The organism is Legionella sp., assembly GCF_049790535.1.
In the GTDB taxonomy this organism is placed as follows: Bacteria; Pseudomonadota; Gammaproteobacteria; order Legionellales; family Legionellaceae; genus Legionella.
This window is the reverse complement of sequence record NZ_JBAQZB010000154.1, coordinates 12,521-34,544: the sequence shown is the minus strand read 5'-3', so window position 1 is coordinate 34,544 and position 22,024 is coordinate 12,521. Positions and strand designations below refer to the sequence as shown.

The window sequence follows — 22,024 nt, the reverse complement described above, 5'->3', positions numbered from 1 at the left end:
ATGTTAAAAAAATATTCTCTCAAAGCCCTACAAAAAGCCATTAATAAGGCCTTACACTTAGACGAACAGATGCCAACCAAACTTTTGGCACTTGAAAATAAAACGCTCGAAATGGTTATTGCACCATTAAATGTTCACTTTTTTATCCATTTTAAAGAAGGTCAAATACACTTACTTGAGAACTATGATGCACCTGTCGATACTGTTATTCACAGTACTCCAATTGGCTTAATACGCTTAGGTCTTCTGCCTGCGTCAAAAGCCCGTTCATTATTTAATGATAAAATCCGTATGTCCGGCGACACTGAATTAGGACAACAAGTTAAAAAACTGTTTGATGAAATGGATATTGATTGGGAAGGACATTTAGCCCATTTTACTGGCGATGTCGTTGCTCATCAGATTGGCTCTTTTGTCCGTAAAGGAATGAGCTTAAAAAAACGTTTTGATGCGTCCATGCGTCAAAATATGTCAGAATACCTTCAGGAAGAATTACGTGTCGCCCCAACAAAAAATGAATTAGAAGATTTTTTTGCTGAGATCGACGAACTATCATTATGCGTTGAACGCTTACAAGCCCATGTGAATTATTTAATAAGTCGCCATGAAATCAATTAAACAACTCATTCGTATTCTCCACATCAATTATATTCTGGCTAAAAATGGGCTAGATAATGTGGTCGTATCACTAAGACTTTTTGCACCATTACGGTTTATAGTCTATTTAAATCCTTGGAACTGGTTTCGTAAAGAACATTTAAGTCATGGCGAGGCACTGCGTAAATCACTGGAAGAATTAGGACCTATTTTCATTAAATTCGGTCAGGCTCTTTCTACCCGCCCTGATATTTTACCACCTGACATAGCCCAGGAATTAAGTAAGCTTCAAGATAAAGTACCCCCATTTTCTAGTGAGCAAGCAACAGCGATTATCACCCAGGCCTATGGCTTATCACCTTATGAAGTCTTTGCCGAATTTGATCCCGTAGCTTTAGCATCAGCCTCTATGGCGCAAGTTCATGCAGCAACGTTAAAAACAGGTGAAGACGTTATTATCAAAGTACTTAGACCCAACATGCAACGTGTGATTGAGAATGACTTAAACATTATGCATACCCTTGCAAAATGGGCTGATCGCTATTGGCCTGAAAGCAGACGTTTAAAACCTAGAGAAATAGTAAGAGAATTTGAGCATACCTTACTTGATGAGCTTGATTTACAAAGAGAAGCAGCTAATGCAGCGCAATTACGTCGCAATTTTGAAAATTCCCCCATTCTCTACATCCCTGAGATCTATTGGGATTACACTCACTATAATGTAATGGTTATGGAGCGTATTCATGGTATCGCTGTTGCTGATTTAAGTACTCTACATGCCCATGGTATCGACGTAAAAAAACTGGCGGAACGCGGTGTGGAAATCTTTTTCACGCAGGTTTTTCGCGATTGTTTTTTTCATGCCGACATGCATCCAGGAAATATATTTGTTTCCTATAAACATCCCAAAGATCCACAATATATTTGCATTGATTTTGGTATTATGGGTACCTTGAATGACAATGACAAGCGTTATTTGGCAGAAAACCTACTTGCTTTTTTTAATCGCGATTATCGCCGTGTTGCGCAGTTGCATGTAGAATCAGGTTGGGTTGCACGCGATACCCGTATTGAAGAATTTGAAAGCGCGATTCGTATGGTCTGCGAACCCATATTTGAAAAACCATTAAAAGACATCTCTTTTGCCCAAGTCGTGTTACGTCTCTTTCAAGTAGCTCGACGTTTTCACATGACAGTGCAACCACAATTAGTTTTATTACAAAAAACGTTATTGGCAATAGAGGGCTTGGGACGCCAACTTTATCCAGAACTAGATTTATGGGCTACAGCGAAACCTTTCCTTGAGCAATGGGTAAAAGATCAAATTGGTCCAAAAGCTTTTTTTAGTCAATTAAAACAAAATATGCCTTTTTTTGCTGAACAACTACCGCATATGCCACGGCTGATTTTTGATTTTCTTGAACTTAAAAAAGAGCAATTATTAGCCGCTAAAGAACTGGCAGCGGCAAAACAGGAACAAGAATCATCAGGTCTAAACTGGAACAGTGTAGCCATTGGTGCCAGCCTGTCCTTTCTTTTTATAGGTATGCTTGATTATTTGCAGCTTATCAATCATAAACAGCTCTCAGTCATTGCTCTAGCCGGCTTCATTGGTGCTGGATTATTTGTATTTATTAACCGTAACGCGAGGAACTAGCATGGGACTTAGTGGTATTAGCCCTCTTTCTTTATTATTAATTCTGATAATTATTATCGCTCTTTTTGGTACCTCCAAATTAAAAACTATAGGTACGGACTTGGGAGAGGCGATTAAAAATTTCCGTAAAGCATTAAATAATGAGCAGATAAACACTAGCTCTAAAAACGATAAGAATCATTTATGAGTATGGAGCTTTTGCTGATTCTCATTGTCGCGCTGATTGTGTTTGGACCGACTAAATTACCCATGTTGGCATCGCATTTAGGGTTGTTGCTACGAAAGTTCAATCAGCTCTCAACTCATGCCGCAGCGTTTTGGCAACAACAGCTTAACGAGTATCAATTGCAGGAAAATCAACGCAAAGCAGAAGAAGCGGATAAAAAATATAAGGAAGATTAATATCTTGACAAGACTATAACAGTACAGTCCTGCTGTACCTTACATGTCTGTTGAACATACAAATACTGATACATTTTCAAAGGACTTAACTAATTTTTTAAACGTCCTTGGTTTAACGCTATCCTGGGGAAAAATCCAAAACTAATGGATTCACCACGAATAATTGTTTGTTTTTTTCTGCAGCTTCCTGTTTTGTCTTTTTTGAAAATGATAATGGAGTGTATTTATTGCACGGCTCCTCTTGACGTTATTTTATATACTGATTAAGACAAAATAAATAATGTGCTCTGTGCACTAAAATGGCTTCTCTTTTTGTTAATGTATGCATTTGTCTCGTGATTGTGTTAGAAAAATCTTGAATAGCTTTGTAAGACTGATTATTCGATGTAACAAAATCCTTTTCTAATTGCTCCACTGTACAATATTGATAGATTAAATAAAAAATTGTTCTTAACAACCCGATTATGTTTTCTAATTTTTCTTTTTCCTGCGGCCTATTTGCCCTTATTTTTTCACTCAATGGAGAAAACGGATAATACTGAAGATGAGTTGTCTCAGCATAACCTAACATACGACTACTGGTAGTAATTAACAACATAAGTTGCTGTCATTTTCAGTTGATTTCCACCAAAACACTCATAACGCCTGTTCAATACATAGTATAAAAGAGGGTGATGAAAAGACCCGCATTGACCAATGATTCTTGTAAAGCAAGATATGGTGCCACTTCGCTGCCATTTTGCCATTGTCATAAGATAAATTATAAATAGCCCAATCCCAAAATTCCTTAATTATTTTCTTAATGGGAACCATCATTTCAGGCTTGAGATCACAGCCATCATTCTGAATGTCCTGTATCTTGGTTAAACTAAATAAGTCTTCAATTTTGCACTGTGATTTGAGGATTTTTTTAATTCACTGAATTTCACGGTTCACTCCCTCTAAAATTAATTAGTCTTTCATGAGAGTATACGAAAAATATATGCGCTGAAAGTGCAGTTGACAACATCGTGAAGTTGTCAAGAAGTTATAATAGCTCCTAGCCAAATCGCTTCACGGGTTGATGACAATAAGGTAACTTCTGATGCTTGTTATAATAATCCTGATGATAGTCTTCTGCGGGCCAAAAAATTTGCACAGGAAGCAACTGTGTTACTACTGAATAACCCTGCTTGCGCAACATTTGGATTAATGTTTCCACTTCCTTTAACTGCTTCTGATTATAATAAAACACTGCGCTCTGGTACTGTCGTCCCAGATCAGGACCTTGCCCCGTCTTTTGAGTTGGATCATGAATCTCAAAAAAACGCTTTAAAACCTGATGATAATTAGTTATATTTTTATCATAAAGAACACGTACTGCCTCATAATGACCCGTCTTCCCCTGACAAACCTGTTCGTAATCAGGCTCTAGCACCGATCCACCAGTATAGCCTACCTCGACCCGAAGCACCCCAGGAATTTTCTTTAAAAAATAATCCACACCCCAAAAACATCCACCTGCCATAATTGCTTCTTCCGTGTCTAAAACCTGACTATCCTCAACAAAATCAATGGATGCTGAATTAACACAATAGCGTAAATTGTTGAGGGTAAAATATTCGCCTGTAAAGAGATGGCCTAAATGAGCATCACAGCGTACACAAAGAATTTCCATCCGTCTGCCGTCACTATCTGCAACCTGCTTCACAGCAGCAAGTTGCGAATGAATTCTAATATCCTCATCAAAACTGGGCCAACCGCAACCAGAACCGAATTGACTTGAACCACGAAACAGTGCCAATCCACAGCGTCTGCATAAGTAAGTGCCTTTGCTCATCACATGATTGTAGCTTCCAGTATAGGGACATTCCGTGGCTTTATCACAAATTACTCTTTTTGCAAGCGGAGTTAAGCTGGCTGTTTTGTCAAGATAATTGTTCATACTATGCCCTTAATTCTCCTTGGCAAATTTTATCCGCTAAATACCCTACTGCACCCGCATAATAGATAGAGTTATTATAATGTAAAATCATTTTATAATTGGGGAATGTCATAAAAGTTGGACCTCCCAAAGGTTGAACAATACTAGCCTGCATGTTTTGATAAGGAAGTGGCTGCCCCTTGTCAGTACGCACACCCAATGCATTCCATTCGCTAACAGATTTTACAATGTTCTTACCCTCCATAGTCATGTCAAAATTCTTTGGTAATTTGACTTGAATCGCCCAAGGTTGTCCTGTTTGCCAACCATTTTGTTTCATATAATTGGCAATGGAAGCAAAAACATCAGGTTTGCTCCGCCAAATATCACGTCGACCATCGCCATCATAGTCAACAGCATATTTTACCCAACTGGAAGGCAAAAATTGTGGCTGTCCAGAAGCACCTGCCCATTCGCCTTTGAAATCAGGTAAACTGACATGACCTTCATTTAGAATACGCAGAGCAATAAATAATTCTTTACGGAAAAACTCTTTACGATTAGAGTCATAAGCAAGAGTCGCCAACGCCTTAATTACCGGGAAATTCCCCATATAAGTGCCATAACTTGTTTCCATTCCCCAAAAGGAAACGATAAAACAAGGATTAACACCATATTTTTTTGCTACATCTTCTAATACAGCCTGATTTTTTTTAAATTCCTTACGTCCCATAGCAATTCGGTAATTATCCACCCGCGTATTGCGATATTTGATAAATGTTAAACGATGTTCAGGCTGAGAACGTAACAGCCCTTTAATTTGGTGGCTTGGTTCATGAATATTAGCAAAAGCACTGTCAAAAACTTCAGGAGAGATCCCCTGCCGCATAGCCTCAGCATGCACATCACTAACCCATTGATTCCAGTTTTGTTGTGCAAAAACAACTGAGTGCATTAAAATAATATTTGTTAATACCGCCAACACCCACTTTTTCATCACTCTTCCCCTTGATTTATAACTCGTTTAAATTTATAACTTAAATGTATTTTATAAGATAGACCATTTAGACGAAACGAAAAATAATTTATAAACTTTTGTCAAATTAGACTTCATAATTTAGGTTTGATTAACAATTAAACATGGAGATAATTTTGCTTTTTAGATAAATGTTTACTATTTTTACTATACTGACTTCTATTTGTACGGAGATTAACCACTTATGACCAAGAATGCCGAACATTTTATTGCTACAGCAGATGGATCAAGACTCTCTTATCTTCAAGTTAATTTTTCATCAGTTGAGCAACAAAATATACTGCATGGACTTTACGCTTACATAACTTACGAAACTCCAGACGATAAAATTTATGTTTTACGCGCTTTTCAACCTGAGGGAAGCAATCATTCAGGGATGGCAATGTATTTTAAAAGCTACCTACCGCGCCACCTTTCACAATTTATCCCAGAGATTCAAGAACGACTAAAAAAAATTTGTGACCAAAAACCTGCTTATGGTGGAGAAATTTTATTATTTAAAAATGAAGTGATATCCTGGAACTTTAAAAGTAATACTTTTTCAAACAAGGAAATCTATAACGAAACTAATCCGCAATTTGAAAATATAATAAATCAAACTGGATTATCTAAACATCGTTTTATGAACATAAAAAATGCGGAGATATTCGCCACACAGTATAAAGAATTTTTTAACGGGGATGGAACTTATATAAATGCAAAAGCAGAAATAAAATTGAAAAAACATTTTTCATCTACAATAAATGAACATTGTTTTTTTAACACTAAAATAAATACGAAGACCAAACAACCTCAAGAAAATTACACCAATACATGTGGAGCAGCAGCCCAATAATTAAATTCAGCTGGAATTACTCACTACGTAAAGAAACAACTGGTGCCAATTTTGCTGCGCGTCGTGCAGGATAAAAACCAAAGAAGATGCCAGTAGCGGCAGATACCAGAAAGCCAGCTAGTGGTGGAAGAATATAGACAGTAAAATTCCAGGTACTGAAGTAAGCAACTATCCACGTAAAAATTAACCCTAAAATAACACCAAATACACCCCCAACCAAAGAGAGCATTACTGATTCAACCAAAAATAAAGTTTGAATGTCATTATTTCTGGCACCTACTGCTTTACGAATGCCAATTTCTTTCTTGCGTTCACTAACAGAAACCAGCATTACGTTCATCACGCCAATACCACCCACCAGAAGTGAAATACCACCAATCACTCCCAATAATAAAGTAAAAGTATGTCCCTGACTCTCCATACTGGCGATAATTTGCTTGGCACTGCGCGGAAAAACACTGAGTTTTGGAGAAACTGAGAAGATATATTGTTTTATCTCCTCGATGATTTTATCGATAGGACTATCAGGGTTTAATTGCAAAACCGCATTATTTATTTTGGCATCCTTACTGATTAAACTCATACCGGCAAGAGGAATAATCACCGCTTGATTCACATCTTCATTAAAAAAACCATTTTCCTTCCAGTGTTTTGCCACACCGATAATAGTATATAAAGATTGTCCAATGCGAACCTGTTTCCCGATGGGATCATCAAAACTAATTTGTTTAATTTGTTGTGCTAAATTATCACCAATCACACAATAATGCTCAAAAAAATCAACAAAAGAAACAAAATGTCCCTGAGCCAATTTAATGTTCACAATCTTTGCCAAATGCTCATCAGCACCAATAATAGCACCTTGCATTTGTTTTCCTTGAAAACTCAACGGTTGGTATGCAGTACTGTAAGGGGCAAGATTGACAATGTAGGGTATACTCTCCGGTATTTGTAGCCATTGCTCAATTGATAAAGAATCATTGTTACTTGGCGATTTACTTGGTGTTTTCTGATAAACAGCAACAGCGAGTAAATCGGTTCCTAACGCTTTAAATTGTTGCAACGCTTTTTCAGTAGCCAACTGCCCACAACTGATTAACGCAACCACGGCAGCAGTACCTACCAAGATACCCAAAACCGCTAAAAACGAACGTAGTTTTGCTGCAGTTAAATTAATTAAAGCCTCCTGACAGAGTCTGGCAAAATTCATTGCGAACTCTCTGCAATTACTGCACCATCAGCAAGGGTAATCCGACGCTTACATAATGAGGCAATATGGCTATCATGAGTTACCATAATGATAGTACGCCCTTGAGCATGTAAGTTTAAAAATAAATTCATCACCTCATTGCCTGTATGTGAATCCAGCGCCCCCGTCGGTTCATCAGCTAAAATCACCTGCGGATCCGTTACTAAGGCACGAGCAATGGCTACACGTTGCTGTTGGCCACCTGATAATTGGGAGGGGCGATGCTGGACATAACGCTCCATACCGACATGCCCTAAGACTGCATGGGCTCGTTCATTAATTTCCGCCGCACCACTACCCCGATATAGCAAAGGTAAGGCTACATTTTGTAGGGCAGTAAAGCGTGGTAATAAATTAAATTGCTGGAAAACAAAACCAATATTTTGATTGCGTAAAAGTGCAGACTCATCGTCAGTTAAGGCAGCCACATTATGATCATTTAACAAATAAGTTCCTGCATCGGCTGTATCTAATAAACCGATAATATTCATTAAAGTAGATTTACCTGAGCCAGAGGCACCAACAATAGCGAGTAAATCTCCCATATGAACCTTGAATGATACATTTTTTAATACAGTGGTACTAATGCCTTCAAGATGATAGATTTTTACCAAATCGATAAGTGTCATCAGAGGATGGGTATTTTGAGGGTCAACGGTATCATGCAACAGCATATCATTCATAAACGACCACATCACCTACTTGCAAACCGCTTTTCACCACCACTGAGTCAACTTGTGCTGCCCCCGTTGTGATAATACGTTTTTCTAGCTTCCCAATTGCATTTTCCACATAAACTGCACTTTGTCCATTTTCTCGCTTAATTGCTGCAATAGGAATTAATAATTGCTTACCACTATTGATGCTTAATTCTATATCCGCACTCATACCAACTTTGATCCAACGTTGCTGTTTTGGAGTTAAGGATTTCACTTCGACTACTGCCGTAAAAAATGGCAACCCACTACTCGTATTAGAAGCTTGTGCATTCACCGCGATCAATTTCCCTTTTAAAGGATGTTTCCCAAACGCAATGCCACTAATACTGGCATTCATTCCCGTCTTAATCTGTGAAATATCAATTTCTGGTACTTCTATTTCAATACTAATCCCTGACAAATCACCAATTAAAGCGATCACTTGTCCTGATTTAACCGAGGAACCGACCGTAATACGAGCTGTTTTATCTTCACCTGCCTTAGGTGGATAAAGTAATACACCATCTCCAGGTGACTTTAATTGAATTAAATTATGCTTTGAAGCTAATATGGATCTTATTTGGTCAAAATCTGCCAAACTTAAAGAAGACATATTTTGTGAATTTTTCTCATCGACTTTTTCCAACATTTCCATAAGCTTACGTGTAGATTGCATTAAGGTAACACGTACCGTATTCATATTGGATTTTTCACTTAAATAATTATTTTTAGATAATAATCCTGCAGCCCACAATTCTTCTGTTCCAGAAAATTTAGTTTTGGCTATAGTATAACTGTCTTTAGCTTTTAAATAATCAGTCAAAGTATCATTAAATTGTTTTTGGAGTTCATGCGAACTCAAAGTTAAAATGACATCGCCTTTTTTAACAAACTGACCATAATGAAAATGCATTCTTTCAACCACTGCCTCCAAGGAACTGGTTAAAGTATTTTCGTGTAAAGGCTGAATTGTTCCCGTAAAATGTAAATTTTTATGCAGAATCTGAGATTTGACTTCGTAGTGGTGCAACTTAACAATTTTTTGCTGCTCATGACTGTTGCATGCAGATAAGATCATACCAATGAATAGCAAGACGATAATTGTCCACCTGTTTTTTAAATACTTATTCATCCGCTATACCTTAAATTAATTTTCCAGTAATCCAATGTGGTTCCCAAAGTCCTTTGTAAACCAGATATCTGATTAAGATATGTAATTTTTGCACTGATTAGTCCTGATTGTGCTTGAATCAGCTGATTCTGAGTATTATTCACATCCAACGCACTGGCTATGCCAGCCTGTAGTTTTTTCTTTTCCAAGGCATAAGATTGTTCTGCTAGCTTTAACTGTTTTTCCGCTAATTGATATCGTTTGGCCAAACTTCGTATGTTATTAATTGTATTAGTAATATTGGTAATTAATGCTCTTTTCGTTGCTACTAGATTTAAACGGTCTTTTTCCAAACGGATCTTGGCGTTAATTAATTGACTCCGCCGACTCACATCATGTAAAGGAATGGTTAGTGTCAGACGTGCGGCTTCGGTCAAATTATTACCATTATAAATTCCGCGAAAACTATTGGTAACTCCTACTACATCATTTACCGTACCGCTTTGCACATTAACACCTAAGTCTACTTGCCATAATTGTTGATTTTTGGCAATCTTATAAGCACGCTCATCCGCACGCAAAGCCATTTTTTGTGCAAGATAGAGAGTATTATGCTGTAAAGCTTGTTCAATTGTTTGCTGTAAATCAGGTACAACACTCTCTTTCATACTTACATTACTGGGTACTGATAAATGGGTGTCCGGATCAAGACCTATGGTTTGCAACAATTCTTGGGTAGCAGTTTGAAAATCATTTTCGTATTGCTCTACCATCAAGCTGAGTGACTCAATTTGATAAGACTGCTGAATATTACCCGTAGGTTCTAATTGGCCTGCCGCTATTTTTTTCTCATTAATTTTATAAGATTTTTTGGCTTCTTTTAATTGCAAACGCTGGTTTTGTAAATTATTAGCACTTAAGATTAATGTTCTATACGCCATGATCACTTGAGTGATTTGATCAGAAATAGATTGACGCAAACCTAATTTATTTAACCATTCATTATCAACAGCATCTAATAAGGCCGCTTCATTCACATTCTTGCCAAAACCTCTTAATAAAGGTTGGGTAAGCGAAAAATTTAATACCGGATTAAAGTTGTTATTTTCTGATACATTATTATCAATGTTAAGGCTTGCCCGAGTTCCTAATTTCGTACGTAAATCAAATTCGGGACTCGCCAATAAAGTATGTGTTGTGTTGGTGCCAATGCCGTTAAATCTGCTTTTTTGTAACACTCCGGATGCACCCAAAGCATATTGCACTTCAAACTCATTATTAGCCAGACGCAATTGATAACGTTGTACCACACGATCCAGTTCTGCATTTTGGATGTTTGGGTTATAGCGTAAAGCCAATAAAATTGCTTCTCGTAGCTCCAAGCGATGAACATTTTTTTTGCGTGCTGCAGGTGAAGAAGGCAGATCTATCCAATTATTGAGCATAAATTCAGGGTTAGTAATCGCTTTTTGCAAACGCTCTTCCGCTCGTTTTACCTGTTCCTCATCAGTTATCGTTGTTCCCCAAACATGAAAAGCCAGTAAACTGCCCAACAACAACGAAAGACGTTTTATTAGCTTATTCATTAGGCTTTGTTCCATACGGCAAATCGCTGCTTATCCTGTAAACGTAGCGCCGTTAATTGACCACCCCATAAACATCCTGTATCAATGGCATAAATTCTAGGATTAGGACAGGCGCCCATTAAGGCAGCCCAATGCCCAAAAACGATATCTACTTCAATATTTTTACGCTGAGGCACCGCATACCAAGGATAAAGAGTTTTTGGGGCAGCAGCAACTGTCCCTTTATAACTTAAATCCAGTGTTCCTTGTGCATCACAAAAACGCATACGAGTAAAATAATTAGTAATCAGGCGCAATCGCTCCATACCCCTTAACTCATCAGACCAAATATCGGGTTTGTTGCCATACATATGCGACAGAAAATAGCGAAAATCATCCCCCGAAAGCACTGCTTCAAATTCTTTCGCTAACTGTATTGCCTGGGGTAAATCCCATACAGGAGCAATACCTGCGTGGGACATCACTACATTTAATTCAGAGGAATAATACAAAATAGATTGTTTTCTTAACCAATGACCTAAGAATTCACCATCAGGTGCCTGTATTATATCTTGGATAGTATCATCATAACCCTTCCAAGGGTTATAACCAAATAATGAACCCAATAAATGCAAATCATGATTACCTAAAGTCACCCTGGGGGTAATGGATAAGGAGCTTACAAAACGTAACACAGCAAGCGATTGAGGGCCACGATTAACCAAATCACCTACAAACCATAACCGATCCACAGTGTCGTCAAAATCAATTAATGCTAACAACCTTTGTAATGGTTCATAACATCCTTGGACATCGCCAATCGCATAATCAGACACTGTTTTTGGTTCCTGGTCTTGGCGCTTTGCTATCCTGCTCGACAGTTAACCAATGTCCTGCTGCGTTTAATTTCTGTAACGGTGCCATCACTACGGAATTTTTCGCGGTAAACTGCGTAAGATAAGCTGCTTTATTAATCAACTCAATAGTTGACATAGATTCTATTTTACCCGAAAGATGCTGTACTTTAACAGTTTCTGGTAAAGCAATAGCATACTTGGACAACACAACTCCGCTTTGCATCTGCTGATTATTTATGTGTTCAAAATGACTCGTAGCGTTCTCAACACCACGTCCATGTAAGTTTAAAGCCAAAAAGCCATTGCGTACTGCTTGCCAATTCTTGTATTCAGAGTGCTCACGCACGAATAACTGAAACATTTCCTGACACATCAACATGCCATTAGGAACCATAAATAAAGGAGCTTTATTAATCATAATGCGCCCCTCATCCAAAGATTTAATCATCCATTGAATGAACTCTAGTCCCACGACCTGCTCTTTTTCCAATAAAGTTTCTGCTCCCACGTTAAATGTACCTATTTGACCATAACGTCCACCTGGATAATTTGCGGTATGTCGATGCAGAAACTCTGTGAAATATCGCTGGATGGCAAGTGCATCGGCGCGGATTAAAAGCGCACCTAAAGTACCTGCGGAACGCTCATCTTCATTTAGTAAAGCCAACCAAACAGATAAAACTTCACCGTGTGAAGCAATCCAAGCAAAACCACTTGCTGGCATTAATGTCTTAGCAAGCAATAAATTGATACGCCGACGAAATTCAATTTCAGGTTCTTTTTGAAATTCATAAAAATAATATTGGCCTATGTTGCCCATGCTTTCTAACAAAGGATTCCATTCTTTTAAGAAATGACCATTTACATCAAACAGGTTCACCCGGTAATCAACAAATATTTTGCCTATACCTTGTAAAATTGCTGCTGAAAACAATGCATACTGCCAAAGCTTTTGCTCTTCCGAGAACGAATCAGGTTGCTCTTGCACCATGAATTCCTGAAATAAGCTCAAAGCTGCTTCAGTACGATTCAATGCATGATCAACGAGTCCACCCGGTTGCGAGTAATAACTGTTAGCCGTCTCTGGTAAATTTTGACAAGAAAGAATCAAATTTTCAATAAGAGTATGACATAAACTTTCATAGCGGGATGTTTCTAAATGACTCAGATCACGCATCTTTTTCACTAATGCCTGTCGCTTGTCTTCAGCCAGAAAATGACTGGCACTTACTATTCGTGTTAAATTTTTGATCGATTTTCTTTGCTTTGACAAAGAATGTTTTAGTTCACGATGAAACAAAGCCATCTCCATAATAATTAATAATACAACTTAAATTAAAGTAACCATTCATAAGTGAGTAGCAACATAACCTGAATGATTACAAACTAAGCATCTAATTATTTAATTTTACACTAATTGGAAACAAATTTCGCTAGCTGAACATATTCTGAGACCAAAATTTGTTCGGGTCTTTTCCTTCCATCAATCCCTAAATTATTTAACTGTTCTGCAGAAATTATCCCTTTTAGGTTATTATTTAAAGTCTTACGACGCATTGAAAAGGCCGTGGCGACTAAACGCTCTAACTGTTTAAAAGAAACTTTGGCAAATGGTGATTTTTGATAAGGTAGCAATCGCACCACTGCTGAATTAACTTTAGGTTGCGGATCAAAGGCTTCAGGGGGAACATCAAATAAATAATCAACCTCACAATGATAATGTAACATCACCGTCAAGCGTCCATAGTCTTTAGTCCCTGGTTGTGCAGCCATACGTTCCACTACTTCTTTTTGTAACATAAAATGCATGTCTTCAATGAATGGCGTAAAATGCAATAAGTGGATCAATAGCGGGGTAGAAATGTTGTACGGTAAATTCCCAATAATTCGCAACTTTGCGCCGAACTGACTGTAATCAACAGTTAAAGCATCTGCTGCAATTAAATTTAATTTTCCTTGTGCCGCAGGCAATTCAAGCCAATATTTTTGTAAATCAGTATCGATTTCAACAGCTATCAACTGTTTTAATCGGCGTAGCAAAGGTTCAGTTAAAGCACCCAAACCAGGGCCTACTTCCATTACATTATCTTCAGGCTGTGGATTAATAGCACGCAAAATGTCTTCAATAACGTGTTTGCTTTTTAGAAAATTTTGACCAAAACGCTTGCGTGGACGATGCTTCACTAATTCACCTAGAAAAATAATAAAATTTAGTACAGTAGATACTTAAAGTAGATCCAGCTGCTTTATGCAAGATTATATCCTGCTTATGATGCGAATACTAATTTCAGACAGGTGCAATTATTCTCGATAAAAATATCTTGGACTCACGCCTTATTCAATAACGCCAACCTTTACGACAACTACCATAATATAATTGTGTCTTTGAAGTAAGAAAGTTATACTGAGCCCGGTCTTAATTTTCAGTTTTTTGACCAAACTCAGTATAGCTAAATAGATTATGCAATCAGGAATCAAAAAGCATTTACTTTTTACATGCTTAGCTCTACCTCTATCATGCACGGCTGGAACAATGGGGAATATTGCGAGTTCTAAACTCTGGCCAATTCCACTCCAAGTATGTGCTTTTTAAGTGCATTTTCTTCATGGGCCATCACTCGTGGGATTAATTACGATTCTGCACAGCAAAGTATACACCGATGCTCAAATACAAAATAATATCCAGACTATGAAAAATGAAATGGCGAAAGATTTTCAGACTGCTAAAAGAAATGGCTTCACTGTGGTTAAAACATTTTATTCCATAGTTGCTACAGTAAACGGACAAAATACAGCTATGGCTGATATAGCTTTGTCCTATGAGGCTACAATTACTGTTAGGAGTTTATGAATTTGATCCCAGCACTGATAATTGCAATCCATGGTGTGATACTGCCAGAACACAACAAGTCAGTACTGCTATAGCCAGTTTCAATAAATATAACGCGAATGGCGATAATTGCATTCTTGGAGTTGTCGTAGGACATGATGGGTTATTGGCTGTTCGCAAAATTCCTGGCTTCTATGATAAGCCACTTAAAGGTGATCGGAAAGGGCAGCGCTCTATTCGACTTAGCAAAGCTTATCGAACCATTTATGTTATTGGGAATAATGGAAACATAAAAATCGCTGAGATTATTGAGGTACAAAATGCAGCTTGATGGTGTTATTCTGTAACGGCTAATGAAGTGAAGGTTATACCATCTGGTAACCGAGCAAAAAAATATAAGGACGATGATAATGATTCTATAGAAGATTTTGAAACTCCATTTTAGAATATTAATTTGACAAATTAATTAAATTTTGCAATTGGTGTAAATTAATAAGGATTATTAAATGTTGTTTTCGTTTAGCCAATTTGTTGATTTGGTTTTTAGTCTGGGATTATTTTTCAATGCAATATTGTTTGTGCCACAAGCAGTTACTATATTTCGTAAAAAAAATGCCGAAGGACTTTCATTATTAACTTTTGGTGGATTTAATATAATGCAGTTTTTCACAGCACTACATGGATATTTAGTTAAAGATTATTTGTTAATGGGTGGATTTTTGTTAAGTTTTTTAACGTGTGGTATAGTTACGTTCTTTATTTTATATTATGGATCTTTAAAAAAGAGAGACTTATCTTGCTAAAGATAAGTTTAATAAAAATTTGTAATTACTGGCTACCTCATATCAACAGAATGAAGCAGTAATCGGACAATTTTGACCGTTATCGAAAAATCAGAGCCAAGAATCTTAGCACTTAACTAGAATCGTGAAAATTTTGTCTTATGGTGGTTATTTGGTAAGTAAATTATCCATATTGCCCATCGTCAATTTAATCGGTTGCTTATTATTTAAAAATTTGGACATGGCGGTAAATATTGGTCATTGATTTATGTAGATGAACAATCCTAAATCATTTAATGGAGTCATTGGGATGCTAAATAATAATCTTACTAAAAAAGCTATATTAAAATCAGATACAAAAAATGAATTTATTCACTCAAAATGTGTTTTAACCATAAGTGTGGGACAGCCACCCCATGAAAGTGATAAATTTCGAGCTACTCTCATCGCTCTAAATAATAATTTTGATTTTTGTATAATAATGGTCTGCGATAGTTTGCAAAGACATACGATGGAAATAGTTTCCCTATTAGATAAAAACGAAATACATGAGCAATCTAATTTATTGGGAGATGAGTGGATCATGAGGAATGCTCGCTTTATAAACCAACTTACGATTCCATACGAAATTTCACGTTGGGATTATTGGCTTAATCATGAAAAATATAATACAAAATCACACATAATTAATCAACTCTACCATAGTGATGAACAATTTAAAAAATCAGTTGATGACACTACAAGCGATTTTTTAAAAAGAAATACTGATAAAATGGTAAGAGAATATGGCGATGCGTTTTTTTTAAGCAAAGAATATTTGCTAGAAGAATGTGCTGTTATGCTCATATTGGCAGAAGAAGGGTATGAGTTTGAAATTTACCCCAATCAAAGAAATCTGGCGTTAGATTATATCTACAAAGAGGTCATTTCCGCATATAATGAAAATCTAATGAAAGCTATCTCCATAAAATTTAAAAATCTTACACCTAATAGGGTAATGGAATTAGAAAAAGGATGACGTTTTGGATGATTTTAAATCAATAATAGTAAATTTTAGTAATTTATTCTCGCTTTTGCCTATTCATATCTATTTCCTGGATAAAGATGGCGTTTATCAATCATGCAATGATCTACAAGCAATCGATTTTGGCTTAAATAATAAGGACGAGATCGTAGGGAAGAAAAATGCAGATCTTCCAATTCTGAAAGATTACCCGGATATAGTAGCTACTTTAGAAAGTAATAATCAAAAGGTAATCACGTCTAAAAAGACATTGGAATTTGAAGAACCTATCCTAAGGAAAAACAAAACATTAGGAATATGTATATCATACAAAATGCCAGTTTTTGGAAAAGACGCTCTAGTCGTAGGTTTGATTGGGATGTCATTTGACATTTCAGAGGAACGAGAAAACTTTCAAAAACTTGACCTCAAACATAAAAAAACAGAACTAGCTTTAAATAATATTATGGCCAATTTGCCTGGACACGTATATTGGCTCGATAAAGATAATTATTTTCTAGGATGTAACGATGAACAGGCGTGTGATTTTGGCTTAGAACATAGCTCAGAGATTGTAGGACTCCATGTGTCTTCTTTTCAAACCCCAGAAAACGCAGAAGTTATCATAGAGAATAATAAGAAAATATTAGAGACAGGTTGCACTATTAGCTCAGAAGAAATTTTTATTAATCGTAAAGGGCAAAAAGTTTATTTTTTATCTAAAAAAATACCATTGAAAGATAAAAATAATAACATTAGCGGGATCTTAGGTATATCTGTAGATATTACCGATCGCAAAAAAATAGAGGCTGCCCTTTACCAAGCGATGAAAGCTGCGGAAGCAGCTAGTCGTGCTAAATCTGAATTTATTGCAAATATTAGTCACGATTTGCGCACTCCTTTGACAGGAGTCGTTACAATATCCGATGATTTAAAAGACAAACTAATAGGATTAGGAGGCGAGCAAGAAGCAGCATGGTTATATGAAAGCGGGGAGCAATTATTAGAATTTTGCGATAATATCTTAGACTCTATTGCTACTGACAATTATACTGAACAAGATATCAAAGAAGAATGCTTTGATTTGCGCCAATTGATTCAGGCTATTGGCCATCTTGAAATGCCAATGATTAAATCAAAAGGTCTTGACTTTGTTGTCAATGTCGATGCTAATGTTCCTGCTTATCTAATAAAGGATAAATCGAAATTATACCGAATCTTGCTTAATTTATTAGGAAATTCAATTAAATTTACAGATAAGGGTTATGTAGGTGTTAAAGTCAAATTTATTGAGCAAAATAAGGACAACGTTACCCTTAATGTCTGTGTAATTGATACAGGAATTGGTATTAAAGCAGAATTACAAGATAAAATATTCGACCGTTTTTTTCGAGCCAATCCATCTTATAAAGGTGTTTATAAAGGGAATGGCCTTGGTTTATACATTGCACAAAAATATGTGCAGTTATTAGGAGCAGACCGTATTTATGTAGAAAGTGAAGAAGGCAAAGGTTGTCGCTTCTTCTTCACGTTATCTTTTAAACTAGGCGATCAGAAAGATGCTGTTCAAATTGTGCCTGAGCAAGAGCAAAGATCTCAACAGGTGAGCCAAACCTCTTTGAATATCATATCAAAATCTTCCCAACCTATTGATGATGATTCTCTACCTGATACTGCTCCTTTTCTACTACTGATTGAAGATAATAAACCAGCATTGCTTGGCCTTGAATCCATGATAAAAAGAGCGGGATGTCGATTTAAATCGGCAGAGGACGGAGAGAAAGGCGTTGAACTTGCTAAAACACATAATTTTGACTTAATCATTAGCGATATAGGTTTACCTGGTATATCAGGAATCGAAGCAACAAAAAATATTCGTGCTTGGGAAAAAGAAAATCATAAAAAAAGGGTTCCTATTGTTGCTTTAACAGGACATGCAGCCCAAATAGCTGAACCAGAATGTTTACAAGCAGGTATGGACAAAGTATTAACTAAGCCTGCCAGCTTTGATAATCTTAAGAGTTTGATTCAACAATTTATATCAAATAATGAAAATATTAATTCCCAAAATACCCAGCAGTCAATACCTACTCAGCAAGAATCCACTCCACCTAAGACCGGATTAGGCCGTGATTTACCCGATACAGAAGAAGAACTCTTTATGTTAGATCAGTACCCTTATTTTAGTATGAAGGTGGCAACTGAAATTTATGGTGAGAATTGTTATAAACTTATAGAGGACTCTTTAAATCTAATGTCTAAACAAATCCCCAAAGAGAAAGAAGAAATTAAAGAGGCTTTTTTAGCTAAAAATTGGGATCGCGTTGAAGCATTAGCCCATAAGATGAAGGGTGGAGCAACTTATTGTGGAACGGTTCGCATGCGTTATGCTTGCCAGTATTTAGAGCGTTACCGCAAGGCTGGGCACACAGAATCATTAGAAAAATTGTATTATCAATTAATACAGGTTGCAGATGAAACAAAAAATTATCTTGATGGCCTGGAACTAAAGATCGGGCGCTGAAGTGCCAAAATTAGCCCTCACACTGGAAAATTTTTGATCTTTTCATCATAAGCTTCTTGTACATTCGATAAAGATAGTTTCGAGTACACTTCAAGTGAGGCGCAGGTTTCATGGTCTGAATAAGGTTGTATTAGTGCATTATGAACACCTTGGCTTTTTAACCAAGTGAATAAAAAATGTCTTAATTTATAGGTGAAACAGTATGGCTCATTCCCACTATTACACTATATTTTTCTAAAATTTTCCGTATACTGCGATCTGAATATGGTCTTTCCATGATGACTCAAACAAGCTAATCTGCTTGTTTTTATTAGCATTTGATACGTGGGGTTGAATTACAAATCTGAGGGTATGTCATAGCAAGCTGTGGAAGAGATGGTGGCAGACCCACCGAGATCGATCACCAGAGATAGGTCTCAAACCTCATGCGGCTGTTGTTAAAAGCAATGGTCGTGAGTGATGAAGAAAGTCAGGTAATAAATTTACTGAGATTATTACCTAAATTAAATTGACATTATTTTCTAAATCCTCAATTCAGCATAAAGATTTAAAAATATCCAATTTGTTAACTTAATAAAACATTAATGTTAAGTGTTTATAATAAAGTACTACCCCATAATTTTTTTAGATTTAATATGTCTTATGAAATTCGCTATTGTCCCAATAAAATACGTAAAATTTTTATGGTTTCTCCATCTTTGTTAGGCCAAAAAAAACGGTATATAAGCGGTGATATAGAAACTTATGCGTATTATATTAACAATTCATCTATTGTTCTTGATCCATCAACCGATACTGAAAATACGAATACGCAAATGCTACAAACAATTAGTGAAGGAATTAACGAATTAAAAGACTTATCGGAAGAAAAAAAGTACAATAAAATACTTATTCCGGTTGCAGAAGAACAAAAAATATTTGGGTTATTTAAACGAAATCACTGGGTGACGTTAGAATACAATCTAAATACAAATCAAGCTACTTTACTTGACTCAAGACCTTGGTTTATTTCACTATTTTATCCAACATCGGCTATGGAACACGAACTTAAAAAAGGAATTACCTCTATTTACGGTTCCGTAATAGCAAGCAATATGTCATTTAAAAAAGAATATCAAGGTGTCCAGCTAAATGATGTATATTGTGGCGCATGGACTACACGCAATATTCTTGATCTATCTGGTAGTTCAGAAAACGGACCTACATCGATGGATGAACAAAAGAATAAATATAAATCAAATAATGAAGCGGAAGTGGTTAATGCAAACTTGAAGTTGCTAAATAAAAGCGCCAACAACATCGATGATGCCAGCCAAAATTCAACGCATAACACAATAGAACATCACAATATTTCTTTATCAATGATTAATATTAGCATGCTGGTTTTAAGTGGTTTTATGGCAGTAGTAGGTTGTGCTGCGGTTGCAACTGCTTTTGTTTTACTAAATGCAGCAACTTTTGGTGTGCCAGGTGTGATAGTAGCCGGGTTAGGAATTGCATCTGCGCTTACTGGAGTTGGACTATTTGCTATTGATACCTATAAAAACAGACAAAAACACTCTGAACTGGACAATTCAACAGACTTCACTGCAGTTTCTTAGTTTTAATTATGAAAGAGATATTTGATTATTCAAAAGAATCATAATAGGTTTTCCGTACCTCATTCATTATATTGATATTCATCCCTGCTGTGCCGTACTCACTTATACGGCAGCCAAGAGAGCAAGTTAAGCGGACAATAAATTATCAACAGCTCTTAAATTTAACTAGCATAAAATTGTTAACATGGGGTAAAATTCGCACACAATGAATCAGGTTGGAAGAATAATGGTTTATAGAAAAATGTTAAAATCAAAAATCCATCGTGCATGCGTGACTGAAGCCGATTTGGACTATGAAGGGAGTATCACCATTTCCCCAGAGCTTTTGAAAGCAGCAAATATAGCAGCTTATGAAGCTGTCAATGTGTGGAATGTCACTGCCGGTACTCGTTTTGAAACCTATGCCATTACTGGTAAGCCTGGATCTACCAATCTCTGCGTTAATGGTGCTGCAGCGCATCTTGTAACTCCTGGAGATCTGGTGATTATTGCTACTTTTACCCAAGTATTGGAAGAAAATTGCGCCAATGTAGAACCAACGGTGGTTTTTGTGGATTCATTTAATCGCATCCAAGAAATACGTCCCGAACGACTGGGTATGAAGAATAGTGCACCTGTCGACGCTTAACTCTCTATTCCTATGTTAATCCACCTTCTTGAACTACGTCGCCGCAGCATTCAAACACTCGTGTGGTTTGGCGTTCTCTTTACATTATTTTTTTTCCTCGCCAACGATTTATTCCATGTCCTAATCAACCCCTTATTGCATAGCCTTTCAGGGCAAAAAATAGTAATTGCCACCCAAATTACTTCTCCAGTCTTTACCCCTCTCAAACTTGCTGCCGATGCAGCCATGTTATTTAGTGCACCTTTTGCCTTATTTCAACTCTGGCGTTTTATTAGTCCCGGACTTTATAAAAACGAACAACAACTCCTCCGAGGTATACTTACCCTTAGTCTCATCTTATTTATTATGGGGGTATTGTTTTGCTTTTATCTTGTACTACCATTCATGTTTCAATTTTTCACTCATGCTGTGCCTAAGGGAGTTCGTTATATGCCTGATATAGCCTCAGCCATGGACTTCATCACTCGTATGCTGTTGTTATTTGGTTTTTGCTTCCAGGTACCTTTAATTTGCTTTATTTTAGTTCAACTAAACATTCTTGATGTCGTTACTCTGAAAAAAGTACGTCCTTATGTTATTGTCGGGTCCTTTATAATGGGGATGCTTCTTACCCCTCCTGATGTTTTTTCACAAATTATGCTGGCAGTACCACTCTGTTTACTTTATGAACTAGGGATTATTCTGGCTGTTACAATGCGACGCGAATACATCATTCCTTGAATTATAACTTAAGAGAAATGTCAATT

At 36.6% G+C, this 22,024-nt stretch carries 23 protein-coding genes; 13 read left to right on the top strand and 10 right to left on the bottom strand.

Annotation, left to right across the window (positions count from 1 at the left end):
• Genes WA877_RS10595 through WA877_RS10580 form a run of 4 tightly spaced genes read left to right on the top strand, consistent with a single transcriptional unit; the run spans window position 1 to window position 2,656 of the window.
• Window positions 1–618, top strand: a complete 618-nt coding sequence (locus WA877_RS10595; protein ID WP_425170884.1) for a ubiquinone biosynthesis accessory factor UbiJ — start codon at window positions 1–3, stop codon at window positions 616–618.
• Window positions 605–2,254: a ubiquinone biosynthesis regulatory protein kinase UbiB gene (gene ubiB, locus WA877_RS10590; protein WP_425170883.1), complete on the top strand. Its 1,650-nt coding sequence runs from the start codon at window positions 605–607 to the stop codon at window positions 2,252–2,254. The genes WA877_RS10595 and ubiB overlap by 14 nt, the downstream gene beginning before the upstream one ends.
• A gap of 1 nt (window position 2,255) precedes the next feature.
• Window positions 2,256–2,441 (top strand): twin-arginine translocase TatA/TatE family subunit, encoded by a 186-nt coding sequence (tatA, locus tag WA877_RS10585; protein WP_425170882.1) that lies wholly within the window; start codon window positions 2,256–2,258, stop codon window positions 2,439–2,441.
• On the top strand, window positions 2,438–2,656 hold the full coding sequence (locus WA877_RS10580; RefSeq protein ID WP_425170881.1) for a Sec-independent protein translocase subunit TatA/TatB: 219 nt from the start codon (window positions 2,438–2,440) through the stop codon (window positions 2,654–2,656). Before tatA ends, WA877_RS10580 begins: the two co-directional genes overlap by 4 nt.
• 247 nt (window positions 2,657–2,903) lie before the next feature.
• Here the strand turns inward: WA877_RS10580 and WA877_RS10575 are convergent, their stop codons facing one another.
• The 3 genes from WA877_RS10575 to WA877_RS10565 all read right to left on the bottom strand — a co-directional run bounded on the left by WA877_RS10575 (window position 2,904) and on the right by WA877_RS10565 (window position 5,556).
• Window positions 2,904–3,254, bottom strand: a complete 351-nt coding sequence (locus WA877_RS10575; protein WP_425170880.1) for a hypothetical protein — start codon at window positions 3,252–3,254, stop codon at window positions 2,904–2,906.
• Window positions 3,255–3,695: 441 nt separating this feature from the next.
• Window positions 3,696–4,580 carry a bifunctional methionine sulfoxide reductase B/A protein gene (locus WA877_RS10570; RefSeq protein ID WP_425170879.1) on the bottom strand — a complete coding sequence of 295 codons (885 nt, stop codon included), beginning with the start codon at window positions 4,578–4,580 and terminating at the stop codon, window positions 3,696–3,698.
• A 1-nt stretch (window position 4,581) separates the two neighbouring features.
• Entirely contained in the window at window positions 4,582–5,556 is a 975-nt protein-coding gene (locus tag WA877_RS10565; RefSeq protein ID WP_425170878.1) for a lytic murein transglycosylase, read from the bottom strand.
• A gap of 223 nt (window positions 5,557–5,779) precedes the next feature.
• On the opposite strand from WA877_RS10565, the gene WA877_RS10560 reads away from it, so the two are divergent.
• Complete coding sequence (locus tag WA877_RS10560; RefSeq protein WP_425170877.1) at window positions 5,780–6,430, top strand: hypothetical protein; 651 nt, start codon at window positions 5,780–5,782, stop codon at window positions 6,428–6,430.
• A gap of 16 nt (window positions 6,431–6,446) precedes the next feature.
• Here WA877_RS10560 and WA877_RS10555 read toward each other — a convergent pair whose 3' ends face one another.
• The 7 genes from WA877_RS10555 to rsmA all read right to left on the bottom strand — a co-directional run bounded on the left by WA877_RS10555 (window position 6,447) and on the right by rsmA (window position 14,094).
• Window positions 6,447–7,640: an ABC transporter permease gene (locus WA877_RS10555; RefSeq protein WP_425170876.1), complete on the bottom strand. Its 1,194-nt coding sequence runs from the start codon at window positions 7,638–7,640 to the stop codon at window positions 6,447–6,449.
• On the bottom strand, window positions 7,637–8,362 hold the full coding sequence (locus WA877_RS10550) for an ABC transporter ATP-binding protein (protein ID WP_425170875.1): 726 nt from the start codon (window positions 8,360–8,362) through the stop codon (window positions 7,637–7,639). The genes WA877_RS10555 and WA877_RS10550 overlap by 4 nt, the downstream gene beginning before the upstream one ends.
• Window positions 8,355–9,455, bottom strand: coding sequence for an efflux RND transporter periplasmic adaptor subunit (locus tag WA877_RS10545; RefSeq protein ID WP_425170944.1), 1,101 nt, complete (start codon window positions 9,453–9,455; stop codon window positions 8,355–8,357). Before WA877_RS10545 ends, WA877_RS10550 begins: the two co-directional genes overlap by 8 nt.
• 50 nt (window positions 9,456–9,505) lie before the next feature.
• Window positions 9,506–11,074, bottom strand: coding sequence for a TolC family protein (locus WA877_RS10540; protein ID WP_425170874.1), 1,569 nt, complete (start codon window positions 11,072–11,074; stop codon window positions 9,506–9,508).
• Entirely contained in the window at window positions 11,074–11,889 is an 816-nt protein-coding gene (locus tag WA877_RS10535; protein ID WP_425170873.1) for a symmetrical bis(5'-nucleosyl)-tetraphosphatase, read from the bottom strand. The genes WA877_RS10540 and WA877_RS10535 overlap by 1 nt, the downstream gene beginning before the upstream one ends.
• Entirely contained in the window at window positions 11,882–13,210 is a 1,329-nt protein-coding gene (locus tag WA877_RS10530) for a conjugal transfer nickase/helicase domain-containing protein (protein WP_425170872.1), read from the bottom strand. The genes WA877_RS10535 and WA877_RS10530 overlap by 8 nt, the downstream gene beginning before the upstream one ends.
• 113 nt (window positions 13,211–13,323) lie before the next feature.
• A complete protein-coding gene (rsmA, locus tag WA877_RS10525) occupies window positions 13,324–14,094 on the bottom strand; it encodes a 16S rRNA (adenine(1518)-N(6)/adenine(1519)-N(6))-dimethyltransferase RsmA (protein WP_425170871.1) in 771 nt (256 codons plus the stop codon).
• A 436-nt stretch (window positions 14,095–14,530) separates the two neighbouring features.
• On the opposite strand from rsmA, the gene WA877_RS10520 reads away from it, so the two are divergent.
• From WA877_RS10520 to tatC, 8 genes are all read left to right on the top strand, one after another.
• Window positions 14,531–14,761, top strand: coding sequence for a hypothetical protein (locus tag WA877_RS10520; protein ID WP_425170870.1), 231 nt, complete (start codon window positions 14,531–14,533; stop codon window positions 14,759–14,761).
• Window positions 14,730–15,071: a hypothetical protein gene (locus tag WA877_RS10515; RefSeq protein WP_425170869.1), complete on the top strand. Its 342-nt coding sequence runs from the start codon at window positions 14,730–14,732 to the stop codon at window positions 15,069–15,071. Before WA877_RS10520 ends, WA877_RS10515 begins: the two co-directional genes overlap by 32 nt.
• A gap of 175 nt (window positions 15,072–15,246) precedes the next feature.
• Window positions 15,247–15,543 (top strand): PQ-loop domain-containing transporter, encoded by a 297-nt coding sequence (locus WA877_RS10510; RefSeq protein ID WP_425170868.1) that lies wholly within the window; start codon window positions 15,247–15,249, stop codon window positions 15,541–15,543.
• Between the two features lie 289 nt (window positions 15,544–15,832).
• The gene (locus tag WA877_RS10505) at window positions 15,833–16,540 is read left to right on the top strand and encodes a hypothetical protein (protein WP_425170867.1); all 708 of its coding nucleotides are present in this window, start codon (window positions 15,833–15,835) and stop codon (window positions 16,538–16,540) included.
• Window positions 16,541–16,544: 4 nt separating this feature from the next.
• On the top strand, window positions 16,545–19,049 hold the full coding sequence (locus WA877_RS10500; RefSeq protein ID WP_425170866.1) for an ATP-binding protein: 2,505 nt from the start codon (window positions 16,545–16,547) through the stop codon (window positions 19,047–19,049).
• A gap of 635 nt (window positions 19,050–19,684) precedes the next feature.
• Complete coding sequence (locus WA877_RS10495; protein ID WP_425170865.1) at window positions 19,685–20,650, top strand: hypothetical protein; 966 nt, start codon at window positions 19,685–19,687, stop codon at window positions 20,648–20,650.
• A gap of 226 nt (window positions 20,651–20,876) precedes the next feature.
• On the top strand, window positions 20,877–21,278 hold the full coding sequence (gene panD, locus WA877_RS10490; RefSeq protein ID WP_425170864.1) for an aspartate 1-decarboxylase: 402 nt from the start codon (window positions 20,877–20,879) through the stop codon (window positions 21,276–21,278).
• A 12-nt stretch (window positions 21,279–21,290) separates the two neighbouring features.
• The gene (gene tatC / locus WA877_RS10485; RefSeq protein ID WP_425170863.1) at window positions 21,291–21,998 is read left to right on the top strand and encodes a twin-arginine translocase subunit TatC; all 708 of its coding nucleotides are present in this window, start codon (window positions 21,291–21,293) and stop codon (window positions 21,996–21,998) included.
• Window positions 21,999–22,024: the final 26 nt, after the last annotated feature.

Bases quoted from the DNA above. Each gene is read 5' to 3' on its own strand.
- WA877_RS10595 (WP_425170884.1), top strand. From the start codon at position 1: ATGTTAAAAAAATATTCTCTCAAAGCCCTACAAAAAGCCATTAATAAG.
- ubiB (WP_425170883.1), top strand. From the start codon at position 605: ATGAAATCAATTAAACAACTCATTCGTATTCTCCACATCAATTATATT.
- tatA (WP_425170882.1), top strand. From the start codon at position 2,256: ATGGGACTTAGTGGTATTAGCCCTCTTTCTTTATTATTAATTCTGATA.
- WA877_RS10580 (WP_425170881.1), top strand. From the start codon at position 2,438: ATGAGTATGGAGCTTTTGCTGATTCTCATTGTCGCGCTGATTGTGTTT.
- WA877_RS10575 (WP_425170880.1), bottom strand. From the start codon at position 3,254: ATGTTGTTAATTACTACCAGTAGTCGTATGTTAGGTTATGCTGAGACA.
- WA877_RS10570 (WP_425170879.1), bottom strand. From the start codon at position 4,580: ATGAACAATTATCTTGACAAAACAGCCAGCTTAACTCCGCTTGCAAAA.
- WA877_RS10565 (WP_425170878.1), bottom strand. From the start codon at position 5,556: ATGAAAAAGTGGGTGTTGGCGGTATTAACAAATATTATTTTAATGCAC.
- WA877_RS10560 (WP_425170877.1), top strand. From the start codon at position 5,780: ATGACCAAGAATGCCGAACATTTTATTGCTACAGCAGATGGATCAAGA.
- WA877_RS10555 (WP_425170876.1), bottom strand. From the start codon at position 7,640: ATGAATTTTGCCAGACTCTGTCAGGAGGCTTTAATTAATTTAACTGCA.
- WA877_RS10550 (WP_425170875.1), bottom strand. From the start codon at position 8,362: ATGAATGATATGCTGTTGCATGATACCGTTGACCCTCAAAATACCCAT.
- WA877_RS10545 (WP_425170944.1), bottom strand. From the start codon at position 9,455: ATGATCTTATCTGCATGCAACAGTCATGAGCAGCAAAAAATTGTTAAG.
- WA877_RS10540 (WP_425170874.1), bottom strand. From the start codon at position 11,074: ATGAATAAGCTAATAAAACGTCTTTCGTTGTTGTTGGGCAGTTTACTG.
- WA877_RS10515 (WP_425170869.1), top strand. From the start codon at position 14,730: ATGAGGCTACAATTACTGTTAGGAGTTTATGAATTTGATCCCAGCACT.
- WA877_RS10510 (WP_425170868.1), top strand. From the start codon at position 15,247: ATGTTGTTTTCGTTTAGCCAATTTGTTGATTTGGTTTTTAGTCTGGGA.
- WA877_RS10505 (WP_425170867.1), top strand. From the start codon at position 15,833: ATGCTAAATAATAATCTTACTAAAAAAGCTATATTAAAATCAGATACA.
- WA877_RS10495 (WP_425170865.1), top strand. From the start codon at position 19,685: ATGTCTTATGAAATTCGCTATTGTCCCAATAAAATACGTAAAATTTTT.
- panD (WP_425170864.1), top strand. From the start codon at position 20,877: ATGGTTTATAGAAAAATGTTAAAATCAAAAATCCATCGTGCATGCGTG.
- tatC (WP_425170863.1), top strand. From the start codon at position 21,291: ATGTTAATCCACCTTCTTGAACTACGTCGCCGCAGCATTCAAACACTC.